The following is a 14,703-nucleotide window of genomic DNA, read 5'->3' as shown; positions in this document are numbered from 1 at the left end:
TATGGGGAAAATCCACCAATGGCTATTAAATATTGAACCTTATTTTAGATTAATCGAATGGAGTAAACGTGTCGTACTACCTGGCTTTGGCTCGCTACCACTCTATACTGTGGCCGTATTTTTCTTTCAGGAGCTATCGAGAGATTCCATTGTCAGCAAGGCTTCTTCCCTTTCCTATAGCTTTTTATTGGCCATTTTTCCGGGTATCATTTTTTTATTTACATTGATCCCTTATATTCCGATCAATAATTTTCAGGAACAGTTGCTGGACTTTCTGGCCGTGGTTATTCCCAAAAATGCTTTTCTGGTTGTTGAAACGACTTTGGAGGATATTATTAAAAACCAAAATGGTGGATTACTTTCTTTCGGTTTTTTATTTGCGGCCTATTTTGCAACCAATGGTATGGCCTCTCTGATGAATGCCTTCAATAAGGCTTCCCTCATGACGGAAAGAAGGCCATGGGTCAGAAAACGTTTGCTTGCCTTAGCCTTGGCTTTCCTAATTATTTTTGCGTTAACAGTTGGGATGACAATATTTACCCTAGCTGGCATTACCATAGACTACCTCAAGGAAACAACAGGTATAAAGTCGAGCTTCTGGGCCATTCTACTTAAAGTAGCCCGATGGTTGATAATATTTGCTATTTACTTTTTCACGGTAAGCTGTATTTACAAATTTGGTCCTTCCAACTCCAATAAATGGAAACTCTTCAGTCCCGGAGCTTCTATGGCTACCATTTTAGCAATATTGACGTTTTCCATATTTACCTTTTATATCAATCATTTTGGTGCATATAACAAACTCTATGGATCCATTGGGACACTGATCGTCATTATGCTCTGGATTTACCTGAATACGCTTATTTTATTATTGGGCTATGAGCTTAATGCAGCAATAGCGCTGTCTAAACAAACCATTGTTATTGCCAAACCACGCATTTTCAACTCTTTTAAGAGAGACGAATAGGTGTATAAAATTATTTAAAGCTTCATTTACCCCGTCAGGTTGGCAACAAATGAACGGTAGAAGACGCTAAACGAGCGTTCGAACAGGCAGCTTTACACGTCTAAAGCAAAAGGCCTGTATAACTGAAAGTCTTTCAATAAAATAAGAAAAATAAAATTTTGCATTTAAAGTTTTTTTGTACCTTTGCAACTCCTACAAAGTAGGAAAAAGGAGAAAATTAATTAATGGCAAAAAAACAAGAAGCAGAAAAAGAATTAGCAGCGAAAAACGCAGAGCTACAAGGTGCTGACACTAAAGTAGTGAAAGACACTGAAAAAATTGAATCAGAAGCTGATTCAAACTTAATCGACGAAATCAAATCAAACACTTGGATCACACCAGAAGGTGAATTTGACTGGGATGCAAATGATAAAGGTTTCGGAAATTATAGCGAAGCTGAACGCGCTAAACTTGAAGCACAATACGCAGATACTTTCAACCAAGTTAACCAAGGTGAAATTATTGAAGGTACTGTAGTTTCTATCAACAACAAAGACGTAGTCTTAAATGTTGGTTTCAAATCTGACGGTTTAGTTTCTTTATCAGAATTCCGTGACTTACCAGAATTACAAGTTGGTGACAAAGTTGACGTATTCGTTGAATCTCAAGAAGATGCTAACGGTCAATTAGTACTTTCTCGCAAACGTGCTAAAACTCAAAAATCTTGGGAAGCTATCAATGAGGCATTGGAAAATGATGCAATCATTACTGGTTTCGTTAAGAGCCGTACTAAAGGTGGTCTTATCGTTGATATCAAAGGTGTTGAGGCATTCTTACCTGGATCTCAAATCGATATCAAACCTATCCGTGACTACGATGTATACGTAGGTAAAACAATGGAATTCAAAGTTGTGAAAATCAACCACGAATTCAAAAACGTTGTCGTATCACACAAAGTATTAATTGAAAACGATTTAGAAAACCAAAAATCTGAAATCGTTGCTAAATTAGAAAAAGGTCAAGTATTAGAAGGAACAGTTAAAAATATCACTGATTTCGGTGTGTTCATCGATTTAGGTGGTGTTGACGGTTTATTGCATATCACAGACATCTCTTGGGGTCGTATCGAGCATCCAAAAGAAGTTTTATCGTTAGATCAAACAATCAACGTTGTTGTATTAGACTTTGATGACGAGAAAAAACGTATCGCTTTAGGCTTGAAACAATTATCTGAGCATCCTTGGGAATCTTTAGATACTGCATTAGAAGTTGGTTCTAAAGTTAAAGGTAAAATCGTAACAGTTGCTGATTACGGTGCTTTCTTAGAAATCATCCCTGGTGTTGAAGGTTTGATCCACGTTTCTGAAATGTCTTGGTCACAAAACTTACGTTCTCCACAAGAGTTCTTGAAAGTTGGTGATGAGATCGAAGCGCAAATCTTAACGTTAGATCGCGATGAGCGTAAAATGAGCTTAGGTATCAAACAATTGACTCCAGATCCTTGGAAAAATATCACTGAGCGTTACCCTGTAGGTTCTAAACAAACAGCTGTTGTTAAAAACATGACTAACTTCGGTGTATTTGTTGAATTGGAAGAAGGTATCGATGGTTTGATCCACATCTCTGATTTATCTTGGTCTAAAAAAATCAACCACCCTAACGAATTCACTAAAGTTGGTGAAACATTAGACGTAGTTGTTTTAGAATTGGATGAAGAAAACCGTAAATTATCTTTAGGTCACAAACAATTGGAAGAAAACCCTTGGGATACTTTCGAAACGATCTTTACTGAAGGTTCTATCCACGAAGGTACTGTGATCAAAGTTGGTGACAAAGGTGATATCGTAGCTTTACAATATGGTGTTGAAGGTTTCTGTCCTTCTAAACACTCTGTTAAAGAAGACGGTTCTTCATTGAAAGTTGATGAAGTTACTTCATTCAAAATCATCGAGTTCAACAAAGAGAACAAACGTTTGGTAATTTCTCACTCTCGTATCTGGGAAGAAGAGAAAGAAGAAGCTCGCAAAGAAGAGTCTAACAGCCGTAAAAAAGACGCTAAAGCTGAGTCTTCAGCTGTGAAAAAAGTAAAAGATTCTGTTGAGAAATCTACTTTAGGCGACTTAGACGTATTAGCTCAATTGAAAGAGCAAATGGAAAATGATAAAAACGCTAAGTAATTAGCAATTTCAATCCATAAAAAGCGGCTGTTCCAAAAGAACAGCCGCTTTGCTTTTATAGGGATGCTTTTGTAATTTTGTAGCAATAAACTTTATTGTTATGTCATTCAAATCAGCCTTAATCAACCCCACCGAACTTCTGGAATCATTGGGACAGCATACAGACATTGTCCTCCTTGATTGCACCATCGACAAAGTTGGCCAATCCATCAAGGACGCCAAGTTCGAAGTACTACCGCATTCTCAATTTTTTGACATCGAAGGGAAACTTTCGGATTCTACTTCTAAATTACCACATACCCTTGTATCGGCAGAAGTATTCGAACGGGAAATGCAACGCCTAGGAATCAATCAGGATAGTACCGTCGTGTTATATGACAGATGGGGTGTTTATTCAAGCCCAAGGGCATGGTGGATGTTTAAGGTCATGGGTTTTGAGCAGGTATTTATTTTAAATGGTGGCGTCCCCGCTTGGAAAAAAAGTAAATTACCGCTCGTAGACCAGTATGCAGCTGCTGTAAAGCCTGGAAACTTTAAAGCCCAATTTCAAGCAAACCATTATGCTGACAAAGAATATATCTTAACACATTATCGGGATCCTCAAGTGAATATTTTTGACGCCAGAAGTAAAGGTCGATTTAGTAGTTTTGTTGCTGAACCTCGAAAAGGCCTTCATGGTGGGCATATCCCTCATTCCAAAAACCTCCCTTTCGAAGAATTACTTGATGGAATCGTTTATAAACCCCTTGGTGAACTGAAACAGCAATTTGATCATCATAATGCTACCGGAAATGAATATGTATTCTCCTGTGGATCGGGTATCACGGCCTCAATCTTAGCATTTGCTTCTCATCTTGTTGGTCACGAGCAAATCCGCGTATACGATGGCTCTTGGTCAGAATGGGGTCGCGAAGAGCTCAATCTACCCATCGAAAAATAGTTTAAAACAAGGTATTCCAAGAGTAGAGATTATCCTCCAAGAGGATTTTTTCCGCATCCAGGAGATCGCGGATAATCTCTATTCTTTTCTTTTCTGTACCTATCGTCAAACTAGCCACCAAATCGTGAATGTTTTTAGCGCCAGCGAGCAAACTACTTTTGATTTCTGCTTTTATATCTGCGCGCTGCTTTTTCTGATGATTACGGATCAGACACAAATCGCATACTTCACAGAACCCCGCATTTTTTTCTCCAAAATATAACAACAGCGACTGACTGCGGCAATTGCTACGTTCAATATAACCGATCATGCCATTGACTTCTTCTTCTTTCACCTGATGGCGATCGCGAATAAAAATATGATCGATATGCAGGTGTTTGTAATCGACGCGGTTCTGCAAAAAGGTCAATTGTGGCGCATCTGTAGAAGGCAGATAACTCGCTATTTCCAATGACTCTAACGACTTCAATAGCTCGACAACACGATCATAAGGCAGACCCAACTTACGTGCAAATTCGTATTCATTAATGAGGATATAGTTTTCAAATACACCACCATAGCTGCGTAAAATAGCCTTAATGAGCTTATCATATTTTACATACTGCACCTGAACTTTATACAATTCGGCGCTATCAATTTCAAATTTAAACCGTGAGGGGATTGTGACAGCTTCGGACAAAACCAACCAAGTGTCCCGCTCCAGAAACTTCAGCGCATTCATAACAGGAACCAATGGCAGCTGATATTTTTTGGCAAAAGCAACAACATCAAAATCTACAGTCACTCCTTCTCCAGCACCATAGGGAATCTGAAAATGATTACACAGGTAATGATAGGTCTGTTGAATAAATGGAATATCAGGGAAGCTAGCTTGCAAATTATCGACAAGCTTCTGCTCATCTGTCTTTTGATAAAGAATAACGGGATAGGCCTTCTTGCCATCTCTTCCTGCCCTACCGGCTTCTTGATAATAGGCCTCCAGTGAATCGGGCAAATCGAGGTGAATCACAAAACGCACGTCAGGTTTATCAATTCCCATCCCAAACGCATTGGTAGCTACAATAACGCGAACAACATTTGTCATCCACCCTTGCTGTTTCTGATCCCGTTCCTGCCCCGAAAGTCCGGCATGGTAATAATCTGCCGAAATGCCGTTATTGACCAAAATACGGGCTATCTCCTGCGTTTCTCGCCGGTTTCTGACATAGACAATACCGGATCCGCCCAACTTATGTATAATCCGGACCATACGTCCCATCTTATCCTCTTCTTCAATGGCCATATACGCCAAATTGTCCCGGAGAAAGCTTTTGACAAATACATTTTCTTTCGGAAAGCTCAGTTTCTGTTGTATATCGCTGATGACACGCTCCGTTGCGGTCGCTGTAAGGGCTAGAAAAGGCACCTTGGGATGCAGTTCCCGTAATTTAGCAAGTTCTAAATAGGGCGGTCTAAAATCATATCCCCATTGAGAAATACAATGTGCTTCGTCTATCGCAAATAGATTTACATTCATAAATCGTATGCGCTCCCTTACTACATCATTGTACAATCTTTCAGGAGAAAGATAGAGAAATTTTATTTGCCCATAGACGCAATTATCCAAGGTAATATCCACCTCCCTCTTCCGCATTCCAGCATATATTGCGACCGCCTGAATTCCATTTTTTTTCAAATGTTCAACCTGGTCTTTCATCAATGCGATAAGCGGTGTAACGACAATACAAATCCCTTCTCGCATCAAGGCAGGTACTTGAAAACAGATCGACTTCCCTCCGCCGGTTGGCAACAAAGCCAAAGTATCTTTACCTGAAATGACCGATTGAATAATTTCTTCTTGCAGGGGTCTAAATGAATCGAATCCCCAGTATTGCCTTAAGATTGATATACTATCTTGCGTCATAAATTCTCCTTATCCCAAACATACGCAAAATTATCTTTCATGAGATAATTCTGTATCCCCAAACTATCTAACGTACGTTGTATATGCTTGGATTTTTCCTGTGAATTGGATCCATCCAGTATAACAAGTTTTGGTCTGATTTGCCTCAATAATCGGGGTAAACCATTTAATAAATTTTTCCTAACGATAACGAGGTCAGCATGTGGCATAGTTTCTACGGCATGGCACAGAATAGCGATTTTACCCAAGGGGAGCGTAACAAGATAGTTTTTACGCTCCTGGCCATGCAAAGCCACAAACTGAACTTCTTCTTTCGTCAATAATTGAATTTCTCTTCCACATGCATATTGCAAGCCCCGGGCTTGCAAAGAATCAAATGTGCTGTAAATGATACCGCGCCCACCTTTGAAATAACCGATCGTCAACTCTTGTTTCGTATTATAGACCCGAAATCGTTCTGCATCTTTATTTTCTAAGCGTTTTTGCACAGTGATCAATAGCATTCCAATTGCACAGCATCCCCCTAACCAAACGTATTTTTTATCTTTCCACTGAAAAGCATATAAACAAGAAAACAGTGCAAAATAGGTCAAAAATAGGAGCTCAAGCCCCATAGGATCAACTTTTATTGTTGAAAAAGCCCAACGGTCAATACATTTCAAACCGTATAAGATGAAAGCAATGAGATGCTCCAAGAGCAAACCCATTAAATCGTTAATCCCCTCCATTGGATTAATTGTCATGATAAAACCGAGATACATCGCTAGGGTTGAAGGAAAATCGACTAATAAGTTGGCTACCAGAAAATAAGTTGGGAATTGCCCAAAATAATAAAGACTCAGTGGTGTTGTCAGTATTTGCGCAGCAACAGAAACAGCCAATGTATCTCTCAAAAGCCGCAATATCGGTCTTTTGACCGGAAGGAATGCTTCGACAAGCGGCGAGCATATCGTCATACCCAAAACAGCTAAAAAGGACAGCTGAAAACCCACATCAGCAACCGCCCTTGGAACGATCAACAGAATCAATACTGCGGCAATAATAAGCGAATTGAGCGTTGAAAAGCCTCGTTTAAAATGCTGTGCACAGAGTACAAAACTAATCATAATAGCCGCCCGCGTAATGGGCGGATCAAGCCCTGCAATAAAAGCATATATCCAGATCATACTCCATAACAAAATTAGCGGCAACCATCTGAGATAGGAAGGCCAGGCAATTCGTTTGAAAATAAGGGATAAAAACCCGAATAAAACAGCAACATGCATTCCGGATACACTTAACACATGTATCGTTCCCGTATTGGTGAAGGCCTGTATGCTTTCGGCACTGATATCGCTCCGCGAACCATATAATAAAGCTGACACAATAGCAAAGTTCTCATCCCCTTTAATATGGGGTCGAAGCTTGAGCAAAAAATATCTTCTCATTTGTAAAGCGAGCGCAATCAACGAAAAAGTCGTTGTTTCTTGCCGGCTGATCAGCTTGTACTGACCAGAGACTGCGAAAAGTTCATGGTAGACATACTGCCTTTTCAAATACGCCCTATAATCAAACTCCATTGGATTGAATGGCGGAGCTATTTCCCGGGGCTGACCTTTTAACCACAATAGGTCACCAAACTGCAGCGTATTCTTCTGGCTGGATTTTAGGGATAACATGAGTCTACCTGTCGTTTCTATAAATTCACCTTTTTGGTAAGCCCCTATTACCTCTGTAGAAAAACGAATGATACCACGCTTCACTTTGGGCTCTTCAATAATTTTGACCACATAACGATCTGTCATTATATGGGAGAAATGACCGATTGCAACCAAAGGGTCCTCGCGCCAAAATTGGAAGATCCCAAATAATACAATAGATACATAATACCCGCAGGTATACCCGTATTTGCGAATTGTACCTTTAAAAAAATAACTAATTATCGTTAACAGAGTCATCACAACCAATACCTGCTGTATAAATTGAAAAATAGGGCGCGAAATCGGTATTTTAGGGACGAAAAGAAGTGTCGCAATATATAAGATAGCTATCTTAAGAATAGGCAGCCGCTCTAATCTTTGTGTAAAACTCAGCTCTTTCATAACTGCCACCGCAACTGTACCTTAACCTCGGATTTTCTATTGCCCTCAATTTGGTCTAATCCAGTCCCGATATGCTCTCGTCCCGGATAATAATAGACCCCATATTTGGCCCATACCTGAAGATGGCGACTTAATCGATACTGTAGGTTGAAATACATTCTCCATCCCCTTGTATTGTACATTCCAAACCCAGAGGCATATAATACGTCTCGCTCATAAGCATAGATCCGATTGTCATAACTTGCCGCATCGAAATACGCAATCCGCATATTCGACTGCAATTTTCCAGTGGTAGACTTCCAAAGTATATCCTGATAATACATATATCCGAAACCATTTTCCTGATACTCTTTTTGGAATAAATTGGCTTCTACCCGGGAGCGAATAGTCCATATTGAACTTAGGCGGTATTGAAATTCTATCCTGAACTGCTGTTTGCCGGTATTCACAAGCCCATGCTCGGTTTGCCCCTCTCCCTGGTAGTTCACTTGTTTCAATCGGTTGCGATAGCGCAACGAAAGTTGGCCTTTTTTGTACCACATGTAACTCAGCTGGCTAAAGAAATCGGCGCCTGTAGATAGCGTATCAGCCTGATACTTTGCTCCTGGAAAACGAAATACATCGGCATAATTCGACCAGAGCAATTTTCTTCCCAGTTGATAGGTAAGTCCCAAATAAGCACCCTGTTCGTTGGAGCTGTTATCCGATTCACCAAATCCTTGTCCATAAAAAGTATGAAAATTCTTCTTGTAGTCCCGAAGCAATATAACCGATGATAAACGTGGATGTAAACTTATGATAGCTCCTGTCAATAATGCTGAACCGCCATCGATACTATTGGCATATTCACCAAATAAATACGTGTTTCGAATCGTATAGTTTACGTATAAACTTATATTTCGGAGCAAATCACCTTCAAAGTCCGCCTCTTGCCGTATAGCATTGCCTTTTGTTTTAAAGGCATTCAATTGAGTCTGATTGAAATGAATACCCATTTTGATCCTTTTATAGCGCCACAATAGATTCAGTCCATAGGCTAGTTGAGATGCAGCATGACGGTATTGCTGTTCGGTTGCTGTCCGATGCAGTCCGGTACTCGCGATTGTTGAAATCGTAGCAGGAGAAGCGATACGGTGAACTTTTCCATCAATGGATCGATAGGAGATATAGGGTGTAACCTCAAATTGACCGATCTGTAGTGTCCCGGCAATGCCCCGCATAAAATTTGCCTCATTTAAGGAAGTATATGACTTTACTCCAATCCCTTGTCTTGCTGTATGCTGTACCAATCCCCCTTTTCCAAAATTCAAACCGTTCCACATACTGAGCCCTTGTCCGAATTGTAAAGCATAGTCGCCGATTACGATATTCCTGAATCGGCCAAAATGCTTTATCGATACACTTAGGCTATAGAAATCAAATCCCATTTTTTGTTTATCCCTAAAAAAGGGCTCCCCGGCATCTTTCTCCATATTGACCGCTAATTGAACCACAGCGTTCAATTGGGCTCTATACCTAAAAGCATAGCGATTGGCATCGCCGAGATAATGGGATTTCGTCGTATCGACAATACGGTACCCTTTTGCTTTTTCGAGTGTCCGGGCATATCGTACCGTAAATTCCTGTTTAAAATTTCTCGATTTCAGGGTTTCAAGAGGAGATCCGGGGCCTACCCTCACAAAAGGTAACAGTAAACTGATTACACGCTCATTAAATCCTTCAATAGACTGTAGTTCAAGCACGTCAATAAAATTTCCTGAAATGGTCCTATGCTCCAGTAGGCGCTCGATCAATAAAGGGTCCAAAAACTGTAATTCTGTGAGTTCTCTTCCATCCGTTTTGTTGAGATCGATCGGGTGTTTGAGATAATGATACCACTTTTCAGTGAATTCACTCAAATCAGCATCTGCTGCGAGCTCATCCGATAAGCTTTCAAATAAATCTTGGAGATCGATTTTTTCATTTGTTTGCGCCAAACAGGTTATTCCAATAAAACAACCTATAAAGAGCAAAATTTTGCTACAATATTTCATAATAGGTTTTAATTAATATTGGCTAAATGCTAGGCGATGAACCCTTTATCCCGGCAGAAAAACGATTCACTCCTATGAAATTAGGAAATATAAAACAATAAAAAAAGCCTGATGAAAAAATTTCATCAGGCTTTTTCTATTCTTTTATGATCAGATCAATTAAATATCAATTTTCGCATAACGTGCATTTTTCTCGATAAATTCACGACGCGGGGCAACTTCGTCACCCATCAACATCGAGAAGATACGGTCACATTCAGCTGCATTTTCAATTGTCACCTGTCTTAAGGTACGCGTTTCAGGATTCATGGTTGTATCCCATAACTGCTCAGCATTCATCTCTCCAAGACCTTTATAACGTTGTACGTGTACACTATCTTCTTTACCTGATCCTTTCAAACGTTGAATCGCATTGATACGTTGGTCTTCATTCCAAGCGTACTCATGCTCTTTCCCTTTTTTCACCAAGTATAGCGGCGGTGTAGCGATATATACATATCCTCTTTCGATCAATTCCTTCATGTATCTGAAATAGAATGTCAGGATCAAAGTTGTAATGTGGGACCCATCCACATCGGCATCGGTCATGATGATGATGCGGTGATAACGTAACTTTTCAAGATTCAGCGCCTTAGCATCTTCGGCTGTACCCACACTGACGCCTAAAGCTGTAAACATGTTTTTGATCTCCTCATTTTCGTAGATCTTATGTTCCATTGCTTTTTCGACGTTCAGGATCTTACCACGTAAAGGCATGATCGCCTGATGTTTTCTATCACGACCAGACTTGGCAGTACCACCCGCAGAATCCCCCTCGACAAAATAGATCTCACATTTTGTAGGATCATTGTCTTGGCAATCGGCCAATTTACCAGGAAGTCCGGAGCCTCCCATAACGGTTTTACGTTGTACCAAATCACGGGCTTTACGTGCAGCAGCACGTGCTTGAGCCGCAATGACAACCTTTTGAACGATAGATTTTGCCTCACGTGGATTTTCTTCCAGATAAACGCCTAAGATCTCACCTACGGCAACATCTACAGCCCCCATGACTTCAGAGTTACCTAATTTCGTTTTGGTTTGCCCTTCGAATTGAGGTTCTGCAACCTTCACTGAAATTACTGCTGTCAATCCCTCACGGAAGTCATCACCTGTAATTTCTACTTTTAAGTTCTTAAGCAAACCTGACTTGTCCGCATACGCTTTCAAGGTACGAGTCAAACCACGACGGAAACCTGCAACATGTGAGCCACCTTCAATCGTATTGATGTTATTCACATAAGAATGGACATTTTCAGAATAGGTATCGTTATACTGTAAAGCCAGTTCAACAGGGATACCTTGTTTTACGCCTTCAACATAAATTGGTTCTGGAATCAACGACTGACGGTTACCATCCAAAAACTTCACAAACTCTTTCAGACCGCCCTCTGAATAGAATGTCTCTTTCTTTTCAGAACCGTCTTCATTTGCTTCACGCTCATCATTCAACGTCAAACTCACACCTTTATTTAAAAAGGCAAGTTCACGAAGACGATTGGCCAATGTATCGTAATTATAAACCGTTGTCTGCGTGAAAATCGTCGCATCTGGATGGAATGTTACAATAGTACCCGTCTTATCCGAAACACCAACTTCCTTCACATCATATAAGGGTTTACCTATTTGGTATTCTTGCTGGAAAATCTTTCCATCGCGATGAACCTCGGCCTTCAAAAGAGTAGACAGCGCATTCACACAGGAAACACCGACACCGTGCAGACCACCAGAAACCTTGTATGTATCTTTATCAAATTTACCTCCGGCGTGCAATACAGTCATTACAAGCTCTAGAGCTGATTTATTCTCTTTTTTGTTGATCCCTGTAGGAATACCACGACCGTTATCCCGGACAGAAATCGAATTATCTTTATGGATAGTAACGAAGATATCTGTACAATATCCCGCTACAGCTTCATCGATTGAATTGTCAACTACCTCGTATACCAAATGGTGCAATCCTTTTACACCGGTGTCACCAATATACATGGATGGACGCTTACGAACCGCCTCTAAACCCTCTAATACCTGAATATTATCGGCCGAATAGGTGGATGCATTTTTATTTTCTTCGCTCATTGAAAACCTCTTAAATGTAATATTCAAAAATACGAAATTTTGGCCGATTTATCAAGTCCATAAGGAAGTATTGAGCCTATATTCCGAATTATAATACCAGGGATAATTTTACTTTTTTATTACTAAAAACTAGAATTTCGATTTTTTTATGTTAGGTTTGTTTTCAGTAATAATTTGCAAATAACAAAAAAATGAACACTATATTTTCAATTGTATCGAAAGTTTCCTTTGGCCTTTTATTGGTTGGAACTATTGCATCATGTAACCAAGGTGCAAAAACAGCAAACGAACCTGCAAAAAATGATTCCAATACGGTAAGCAAGGAGAGCCAGGAAAGTAACAAAGATAAAATCGTCTATTTAAATTCGGATTCACTTTCTGAAAAATATCAATATTTTAAAGACATTAAATCAAAGCTTGAAAACAAAGTAAAGAAAGCACAAACAGATCTGCAATCCAAAAGTACTGCGTTCCAACGGGAAGTTGCCGAATATCAAAAAAATGCCGCTACAATGTCTGCTCCTGATAGACAAGCTACGGAACAAAAACTGGCACGTAAACAAGATGAGCTTGCACGTTTAGACCAAACAGCTTCTTCTTCCATTGCAAAAGACGAGTCTGAAGAATTCAACAATGTCTATAATAAAATTACTGAATTCCTGAAAAAGCATGCTGCAGAAAATGGCTACAAGTTGGTGCTGACTTATTCGAAGACCAACCCAACTGTATTGTATGCCGACCCATCTTTGGAAATCACGAATGAGGTAATCAAACAGTTGAACGAAGAATATAAATCTTCAAACAAATAGAAGATCATCACAATTAAGGAAAGCCATCGACTAAGTTGATGGCTTTTTTTATTTTCTTTCTTATCTTGTCCTTACTAAAATTAGATTTATGGTCAGAACGATTGTTGAAAAAGAAATCGCAAACTACGAATGGATAGATATAGCTGAGCCAACTTCAGAAGACTTCGCCTTCATCAAAGAGCGCTTCAATTTGAATGAAGCTTCGATCAAGGATTCCAAAGAACCAGAACATCTACCTAAAATTGAAGAATTTGAGAATTATACTTTTGTGATTCTTCGTGTCATGTCGGACAATTTCAAAGAAAATTCAGACAGTATCGGAGAAATCACCGATCGCCTGACCATCTTCTATGGAAGTGATTTTGTGATTACGGTACACAAACGTCGCATCGAGTTTTTAGAAAAACTTAAAAATATTGAATTCACTTCCATCAAGACAAGAAATAGCCGTAAACTGGCTGTATTTATCACGACTGCAGCTGTATTTACCTTTAGCCAAACGTTAGAGCAACTTTCCACACGAATCGATGCTTACGAAGAATTGATATTCCTCAAACGCATGAAACAACAGCCGATACTGAAAAATCTTTATTTTATCAAAAGGCAGATTGATGTTGCGCGAAAGGTCATCTTTCTCTACAGGGAGGTCGTCGAGCATTTTCATTCTTCGTCAAAAAAAGATGTCTATACCCGGGATTTAAAAGATCTGCAGGTCCGGACATCAACCTTGTACGAAAACTTATCGGAAAATGTAGCTCAACTGCTTAATGTGTATTTCAACATCTCATCTAATCACACGAATGAGATTATGCGTATCCTGACAATTTTCTCCGTATTTTTTATGCCCATCACTTTTGTGGCAGGAATTTATGGAATGAATTTCAAAAATATGCCCGAACTTGAATGGTACTATGGATATCCAGTAGCCATGGGGATCATGGTGGCCATATCCCTTGCCATTTATCTGTGGTTCAAAAGAAAAGGTTGGCTATGATAAGCCAACCTTTTTCTTTGCCGTAGTAACCAAAAAATCTTTAAGATAGAATGGCTCGAAATAAGCAACATCCTCAAACTCTTTCCGCTGAAATTTATCAAAGGCCAACGTCGACAGAAAAGCCGCGGAATCATCAAATCCGCTCAATACATTCACTCGATCCGTTGCGTTGAACAAATCTTCAAATTTATCGGCACCCGAACCAAATAAATGGACACGATTGTAGTTCAGCAATAATTCATTGAAATAATCGAAATCGATAATTTCTGCTGATGTTGCTTTCACCAATGCAGCATTATGGTCATAAACAGCCGTATACACTTCCATACGACGGGCATCGATCATGGGAAGATAAGCATCACCTGCTGTTAAACCAAATTGCTCCTTATACCCTAGAAACAAAGCTTCTAACGTATTAATAGCGATTAAAGGTATATCTAACGCATAACAGAGACCTTTGGCCGTAGATACCCCTATACGTAAACCTGTATAAGAGCCAGGTCCCATGCTCACCGCCACAGCACTTAAATCCTGCATCGTTCGGTTAGTCTGTTTAAGGACTTCGGCGATCAAAATAGTCAATTTAGCCGCATGAGCATTAGGTTCATCGAGATCGAGAACCTGTAACGTTTGACCATTTTCACTCAAAGCAACCGAGCAAATCGTGGTTGAAGTATCAATTTGTAAAATTAAATTATTCAT

At 39.7% G+C, this 14,703-nt stretch carries 10 protein-coding genes; 5 read left to right on the top strand and 5 right to left on the bottom strand.

Annotation, left to right across the window (positions count from 1 at the left end; genetic code table 11):
• Position 1: 1 nt before the first annotated feature.
• The 3 genes from B3297_RS10790 to B3297_RS10780 all read left to right on the top strand — a co-directional run bounded on the left by B3297_RS10790 (position 2) and on the right by B3297_RS10780 (position 4,063).
• Positions 2–967, top strand: coding sequence for a YihY/virulence factor BrkB family protein (locus tag B3297_RS10790; RefSeq protein WP_070564997.1), 966 nt, complete (start codon positions 2–4; stop codon positions 965–967).
• A gap of 224 nt (positions 968–1,191) precedes the next feature.
• Entirely contained in the window at positions 1,192–3,123 is a 1,932-nt protein-coding gene (gene rpsA / locus B3297_RS10785; protein ID WP_070564994.1) for a 30S ribosomal protein S1, read from the top strand.
• A 100-nt stretch (positions 3,124–3,223) separates the two neighbouring features.
• A complete protein-coding gene (locus B3297_RS10780) occupies positions 3,224–4,063 on the top strand; it encodes a sulfurtransferase (RefSeq protein ID WP_070564991.1) in 840 nt (279 codons plus the stop codon).
• Position 4,064: 1 nt separating this feature from the next.
• Here the strand turns inward: B3297_RS10780 and B3297_RS10775 are convergent, their stop codons facing one another.
• From B3297_RS10775 to gyrB, 4 genes are all read right to left on the bottom strand, one after another.
• Entirely contained in the window at positions 4,065–5,966 is a 1,902-nt protein-coding gene (locus tag B3297_RS10775; RefSeq protein WP_070564988.1) for a RecQ family ATP-dependent DNA helicase, read from the bottom strand.
• Positions 5,963–8,047: a ComEC/Rec2 family competence protein gene (locus B3297_RS10770; protein ID WP_070564986.1), complete on the bottom strand. Its 2,085-nt coding sequence runs from the start codon at positions 8,045–8,047 to the stop codon at positions 5,963–5,965. Before B3297_RS10770 ends, B3297_RS10775 begins: the two co-directional genes overlap by 4 nt.
• Positions 8,044–10,080: a ComEA family DNA-binding protein gene (locus B3297_RS10765; protein WP_070564983.1), complete on the bottom strand. Its 2,037-nt coding sequence runs from the start codon at positions 10,078–10,080 to the stop codon at positions 8,044–8,046. The genes B3297_RS10770 and B3297_RS10765 overlap by 4 nt, the downstream gene beginning before the upstream one ends.
• Before the next feature lie 159 nt (positions 10,081–10,239).
• Entirely contained in the window at positions 10,240–12,198 is a 1,959-nt protein-coding gene (gyrB, locus tag B3297_RS10760; protein ID WP_070564980.1) for a DNA topoisomerase (ATP-hydrolyzing) subunit B, read from the bottom strand.
• A 191-nt stretch (positions 12,199–12,389) separates the two neighbouring features.
• Between gyrB and B3297_RS10755 the strand changes: the two genes are divergently transcribed.
• Both B3297_RS10755 and B3297_RS10750 read left to right on the top strand, forming a co-directional pair.
• Positions 12,390–13,007, top strand: coding sequence for an OmpH family outer membrane protein (locus B3297_RS10755; protein ID WP_070564977.1), 618 nt, complete (start codon positions 12,390–12,392; stop codon positions 13,005–13,007).
• 88 nt (positions 13,008–13,095) lie between these two features.
• Positions 13,096–14,001 carry a CorA family divalent cation transporter gene (locus B3297_RS10750; protein WP_070564974.1) on the top strand — a complete coding sequence of 302 codons (906 nt, stop codon included), beginning with the start codon at positions 13,096–13,098 and terminating at the stop codon, positions 13,999–14,001.
• On the opposite strand, the gene tsaB is transcribed toward B3297_RS10750, so the two are convergent.
• On the bottom strand, positions 13,996–14,703 hold the full coding sequence (gene tsaB / locus B3297_RS10745) for a tRNA (adenosine(37)-N6)-threonylcarbamoyltransferase complex dimerization subunit type 1 TsaB (RefSeq protein ID WP_070565305.1): 708 nt from the start codon (positions 14,701–14,703) through the stop codon (positions 13,996–13,998). The two genes, B3297_RS10750 and tsaB, sit on opposite strands and share 6 nt — an antisense overlap.

The sequence above is a fragment of the Sphingobacterium sp. UBA3519 genome, from assembly GCF_002377215.1.
Classification (GTDB): domain Bacteria; phylum Bacteroidota; class Bacteroidia; order Sphingobacteriales; family Sphingobacteriaceae; genus Sphingobacterium; species Sphingobacterium multivorum.
This window is presented reverse-complemented; position numbering and strand designations above follow the sequence as displayed.

Excerpts from the sequence above, each read along its gene's own strand:
- B3297_RS10790 (WP_070564997.1), top strand. The coding sequence starts at position 2 with ATGGGGAAAATCCACCAATGGCTATTAAATATTGAACCTTATTTTAGA.
- rpsA (WP_070564994.1), top strand. The coding sequence starts at position 1,192 with ATGGCAAAAAAACAAGAAGCAGAAAAAGAATTAGCAGCGAAAAACGCA.
- B3297_RS10780 (WP_070564991.1), top strand. The coding sequence starts at position 3,224 with ATGTCATTCAAATCAGCCTTAATCAACCCCACCGAACTTCTGGAATCA.
- B3297_RS10775 (WP_070564988.1), bottom strand. The coding sequence starts at position 5,966 with ATGACGCAAGATAGTATATCAATCTTAAGGCAATACTGGGGATTCGAT.
- B3297_RS10770 (WP_070564986.1), bottom strand. The coding sequence starts at position 8,047 with ATGAAAGAGCTGAGTTTTACACAAAGATTAGAGCGGCTGCCTATTCTT.
- B3297_RS10765 (WP_070564983.1), bottom strand. The coding sequence starts at position 10,080 with ATGAAATATTGTAGCAAAATTTTGCTCTTTATAGGTTGTTTTATTGGA.
- gyrB (WP_070564980.1), bottom strand. The coding sequence starts at position 12,198 with ATGAGCGAAGAAAATAAAAATGCATCCACCTATTCGGCCGATAATATT.
- B3297_RS10755 (WP_070564977.1), top strand. The coding sequence starts at position 12,390 with ATGAACACTATATTTTCAATTGTATCGAAAGTTTCCTTTGGCCTTTTA.
- B3297_RS10750 (WP_070564974.1), top strand. The coding sequence starts at position 13,096 with ATGGTCAGAACGATTGTTGAAAAAGAAATCGCAAACTACGAATGGATA.
- tsaB (WP_070565305.1), bottom strand. The coding sequence starts at position 14,703 with ATGAATAATTTAATTTTACAAATTGATACTTCAACCACGATTTGCTCG.